The sequence below is a fragment of the Microcoleus sp. genome (assembly GCF_049646505.1).
Taxonomy (GTDB): Bacteria; Cyanobacteriota; Cyanobacteriia; order Cyanobacteriales; family Microcoleaceae; genus Microcoleus.
In genome coordinates this window covers 1-5,274 of record NZ_JBARVX010000096.1, presented here as the reverse complement: position 1 = coordinate 5,274, position 5,274 = coordinate 1, and the positions used below count along the sequence as shown (strand labels likewise).

5 protein-coding genes are annotated in these 5,274 nt (G+C 46.1%); 1 reads left to right on the top strand and 4 read right to left on the bottom strand.

The window, feature by feature from the left end; translation table 11 throughout:
- Nucleotides 1–238 precede the first annotated feature (238 nt).
- From WBA89_RS05525 to gatB, 4 genes are all read right to left on the bottom strand, one after another.
- Nucleotides 239–877, bottom strand: a complete 639-nt coding sequence (locus tag WBA89_RS05525) for a Uma2 family endonuclease (protein WP_424404531.1) — start codon at nt 875–877, stop codon at nt 239–241.
- Nucleotides 878–958: 81 nt separating this feature from the next.
- Complete coding sequence (locus WBA89_RS05520) at nt 959–1,534, bottom strand: Uma2 family endonuclease (protein ID WP_424404529.1); 576 nt, start codon at nt 1,532–1,534, stop codon at nt 959–961.
- A gap of 39 nt (nt 1,535–1,573) precedes the next feature.
- Complete coding sequence (locus WBA89_RS05515; protein WP_424404527.1) at nt 1,574–2,740, bottom strand: pentapeptide repeat-containing protein; 1,167 nt, start codon at nt 2,738–2,740, stop codon at nt 1,574–1,576.
- Nucleotides 2,741–3,486: 746 nt separating this feature from the next.
- Complete coding sequence (gene gatB / locus WBA89_RS05510) at nt 3,487–4,983, bottom strand: Asp-tRNA(Asn)/Glu-tRNA(Gln) amidotransferase subunit GatB (RefSeq protein WP_424404525.1); 1,497 nt, start codon at nt 4,981–4,983, stop codon at nt 3,487–3,489.
- Between the two features lie 144 nt (nt 4,984–5,127).
- On the opposite strand from gatB, the gene WBA89_RS05505 reads away from it, so the two are divergent.
- On the top strand, nt 5,128–5,268 hold the full coding sequence (locus WBA89_RS05505) for a hypothetical protein (protein ID WP_424404524.1): 141 nt from the start codon (nt 5,128–5,130) through the stop codon (nt 5,266–5,268).
- Nucleotides 5,269–5,274 lie beyond the last annotated feature (6 nt).

The window sequence follows — 5,274 nt, the reverse complement described above, 5'->3', positions numbered from 1 at the left end:
TGAATGTCGAGCTGCTGGGTTTCGGTTCCAACCGACAGCACTGGAATTGCTTCTAATTGCATCCACAAGCAATCGGGGTATTTGTTGTGAGACTCTAGCGATCGCATATCGGGAGAAGTGCTGGCTCTGCCAGACTGTGATGATGGAGATTTTGACGAGTGTTTGATTTATAATTTATCACATTACAGCATTTTTAGATCGGTTAAAGCTGTAAATTTTGTTTAAAAATTTCCGCCCTTCATTGACTTTGCTGAATTTGGCTTTTTACCCAATTCCGAAATGCTTTCACTAATTCCAGATAATCCATTGTTTCTGCTAGATCCAAAAATCTGACAATCTCTAATATCGGTAAGCTGGGAAATGCTAAACTGATCTCGCCCTCAACGTATCCTCCATTTTCAAATCTGTTGATTCTGAGCCGCGTTCCATTATAAATCCAAACTTCCGGCACTCCCAAATCCGCATAAACCTGCAAGCTATTTTCCGAACGGCTGGTAATATCAATTTCCACCACTAAATCCGGTGGCGGATCTCGATCCATGTCGATTCTTTTTTTGCCTTTAATTGCACTCAGATTTTGGATGTAAAAACATTCATCCGGTTCTGCACCGCTGAGTTTAGGACGCTTAAATGTGGTAGAACCAAGAGGTTCAATTTTCACCTCTAATTCTTCCGCTAAGGTTTCCACAAATCGACCCATTATTGTTTTGAATCGTTCGTGTTCTGGGGATGGTACTATAATTTCAAGATTGCCGCGGTTGTATGTCAGTCGAATTTGCCGATCGCCAATTTCGGCAAGCAAATTTTCGTAGGTTTGCCAACTGATACCCGATAGCTGGACAATTTGTTGGGGCGGGGCGAGAGTTTGAGCGGTCATAGTGCTACTTTGGTGAAGAGTTCGCAGGCGCAAGCTAAGGAAGCAGCCATCGCACTTTTGCATTATATCATCGCAGGAAGCCTAGCCGGGAAACACCGCAGATAAATCCAGAGACAACTCTGGAAAACCGGGAATTACCACAAACTCGTTCGGTAAAACCACTCGTTTGACTCGATAATCGAAACTACCTGTTTGTTTCTGATAAGGTTCGCTGTAGGTTTCCAGTTGAATATCTACCAAATTAAATATCCAATAATCAGAAATTCCCGATTCAGCGTAGAGAGATAACTTAGTTTTGCGATCGTACTTCAAAGTCGAATCAGAAACCTCAATTACCAACAAAATATCAGCACTTTCTGGGTGAGAAGATAAATAATTATCAGAACAATTTCGAGCAATCACCATATCAGGTTCCGGTTCGCTATCATCAGACAAGATAATCGGTTCTTGACCGCGCACGCAGGCACTTTTTGCCATCATCAGGCACAACTCTCCCAGCAATAGCGAGTTACAAGCCGAGTGAAACGTAGTTTTTTTAGCTTTTTTAATAATTTCTCCGCGAATCAATTCAAATCGGTTATCAGACTCAAAAAAACCCAGTTCTGCCAAACGGTGATATTCGGCGATGGAGAATCGTTTTGCAGTTACGGCATTCATAGCTTTTAATTACCCTCTAAAATTACCAACATTCTGATTCTACTCAAAAATCCCGCCCCGTGCCTTCAATTCAATTTTCACGGATTCCGCAATTCCCAAACAACCAGAAAACCTCGTGTTTTTTACTACCGCATTTTTTAATTCAGCGCGGCTCAAATCAGCACCGTTTAAATTGGCACCGCTCAAATCTACGCCGCTCAAATCAGAATTTTTTAAATTAGCATCAGTTAAATTTGCATTTACTAAAATCGCATTCGTTAAATAAGCGCTGCTCAAATTAGCGCCGACTAAATTTGCACCGCTCAAATTCGCCCTGGGTAGCTTTGTCCGCAAATCTGCACCGCTCAAATTGGCGCTGCTGAGTTCAGCATCCCGCAAATTAGCATTGCACAAATTAGCATCAATTAAAACTGCAGCGCTCAGCAATGCACCGCTGAGATCCGCTAAGGTTAAATCGACACCTTGGAGGTTGGTTTCGCGCAAATCCGCGCCGTTAAAATCAGCGTAGTGCAAGTCAAAACCGCTTAAATCAGCTCCGGCAAAATCCTCGACGGGATTCAAACCAACTGTTTCTGCAAGTTGTAGAAAACTATTATTTTTATCAGTTAAAAACAGTTGCCGCACGATCGCCAATTGCTGCTGCCGGTACTCGTCGGCTTTCTCGTAATTTGCTAAATGCTTGCAAGCAATCTTCAAATTCTTGAGAGCACTGCGCTCAATGCGATCGTCGCTGTGGGCGCGGGCGATCGACAACTGCTGCTGATAACATTCGATCGCACCAGGTAAATCGCCATTAGCATCGCAAGCCAGCGCCCAATTTTCCAAAGCTTCCAACTCAGATCGAAAGTCGCCCGTTTCCCGCGCGATCGTCAAACGCTGCTGCTGGTAATCAATAGCACCAGAAAAATCAGACAGAGCACAGCAAGCATTCCCCAAATTTCCCAAAGCATTTGCTTCGCCCCGGCGATCGCCAATTTCCCGCGCCAACACCAAATGCTGCTGGTAACAGTCGATCGCCCGATCGTAATTCAAGAGCGCTTCGTAAGCTACGCCCATATTACCGAGCGCCGCACCCGCTCGGCGCTTATCGCCAATTTCCCGATACAGCGCCAGCGCTTCCCGCCAAGAATCCAGCGCCGCCTCAAATTGGCGCGCCTGATACTGCGAAATCCCCTGCTTGATTAACTCGCTAGCTTGTTCGCTCATACTGTCAAAATTAGTTAATAACTCAAATTGATATTAACTGAGATACTACACCATTCTCAATAAGCTTTTTATGAACAGGCTGTCCGGCCTGTTCTTGAGAATGGTGCAAGATGTGATACCAAATTCATAAAATAGCGCTACATATCTACCCCCCCCACCCCCCCCTTGTAAAGGGGGGGGAGTCAAACTTTCAGTAGTAGCATAATTTTATGAAATTGGTATGAGTCTTAAGTGACTCAAAGCGGTAATTGCTAATCGGTAATCGGGAATCGGTACGGCCAATCCCCCTCTCGCATCCGTATTTCCACCAGCGCGATCGCCAAAAAAGACAAAAAAAAAGAGAGAGTTACCTAAGTAACTCTCTCTGCCATCAGGGTGCATCTACATAACACAATATAACACTATCGGTATGAGGGGTTAAACCCCCAAAGTGTAAAGATATTGTAAAGAAATGTATATTAACTATAAAGTTACCATGAAGCGGGATCGCAGATCGCGCGGCGGGATCGGGAAAAACCGATCGCCCAAAGCGCTCTGAGGCTGCACAATCCCCCGATCTCGTTTCCGGCTGCATCGGAATCATACAATCGAGTCAACTCTCAACAGCCAACTCTCAACAGCCAACAGCCAACAGTCAACAGTCAACAGTCAACAGTCAACAGTCAACAGTCAACAGTCAACAGTCAACAGTCAACAGTCAACAATTCCCCAGGAGTGCAACCGGAATTGACATCAAGTGTTGCAGCTCAGCCGTCAAGCTTGGCAGCCAGCAACTCATTAGTCAATTTCGGATCTGCCCGGCCGCCCGTTTCCTTCATCACCTTACCGACAAAAAAGCCCAACAGCTTAGTTTTGCCAGCCCGGTACTGTTCGAGCTCCTTGGGATTGGCGGCCAACACTGCATCGATCGCCCGATCGATCGCCCCAGTATCCGAAATTTGAATCAAACCCTTGCTTTCAACCAACTTAGTCGGCGAACCGCCGCTTGCTAGCAACTCCGGCAAAATATCCTTAGCAATTTTGCCGCCGATCGTGCCAGCATCAATTAGCGCCAGCAGTTCGGCCAAATCCTGCGGTTGAAAAGGAATTTCTGAAATCGCCAGCTTCTGATTTTTCAGATAAGCAGTAATATCGCCCATCACCCAATTGGCAGCTTGTTTAGCAACAGCACCGGCGGCGATCGTTTTTTCAAAATACTCCGCCACCGCTTTGTCGTCAGTCAAAACCCGCGCGTCGTAGGGAGAAAGAGCGAGTTGAGTTTCGTAGCGGTGCCGCTTTTCGGCGGGCAATTCCGGCAGTTGAGCTTTCCAATCCTGCAATTGCTCCGTTGAAACTTCGATCGGAGGCAAATCCGGTTCCGGGAAATAGCGGTAATCGCTCGCACCTTCCTTAATCCGCATAGTGAAAGTACACTGCTTTTTTTCATCCCAAAGCCGCGTTTCTTGGACGATTGTTTCGCCGTTTTCGATAGCTTGAACTTGCCGCTCGATCTCGTAATCGATCGCCCGTTCGATCGCATTAAAAGAGTTCATATTTTTAATTTCCACCTTCGTGCCGAACTCTTTTCTGCCCACCGGGCGCACCGAAATATTCACGTCGCAGCGGAGCGAACCTTCCTGCATATTCCCGTCCCCAACCCCGATGTAACGGACGATCCGGCGTATTTCTTGACCGTATTCGGCAGCTTCCGCGCCCGATCGCAAATCCGGTTCCGAAACAATTTCGATTAGAGGCACGCCGGCGCGGTTGTAATCCACCATTGAATAGGTAGAACCGCTGAGCCTGTCGCTGCCGCCGTGAACCAATTTGCCTGCATCTTCCTCCATGTGCAACCGAGTAATCCCGATTTTTTTTCTAGTAGAATTGCCCGCCTCGTCCACCAGTTCAATTTCGATCGAACCGTTAGTGGCGATCGGCAAATCGAACTGAGAAATTTGATAATTTTTCGGCAAATCGGGATAAAAATATTGCTTGCGGTCAAACTTGCTGTAAGGTGCAATTTCGCAGTTGAGAGCCAGCCCAGCTTTCACCGCATACTCCAGAACTTTTTGATTTAACACCGGCAAAACTCCCGGCATTCCCATACAAATTGGGTCAATGTTAGTATTTGGGGCATTACCAAATTCTGTAGAAGAACTGGAAAAAATTTTAGTATTCGTACTCAATTGACAGTGAGTTTCCAGACCGATAATGGCTTCGTACTGAGTTTGATTTTTTATCGAAGAGGGTGCAGCGGCAGTCATAGGCGACCTAAAAAAATGAATAACTTTAGATTATATTTTAACTTTTTATTGGCAAACCTGACAAATCTCGCCAGTCCCGATTCCCGCCGTCAAGGAAGCTGTTTCGCTCTGTTGTAGGGGCACTACCCCTACAAAACCTTGTTTTTGGTGAGACTGAAACCGCCGGGCCCGGCAGCGAGATTTTTGATAACTCCCCAGCAGTCGGGCGATGTCAGCTTTGTTTACTCTGGTGCGATCGTTATTTCATCCAAAGATGCGATCGCCACATCAGCCTTTTCCAAATGACTAACC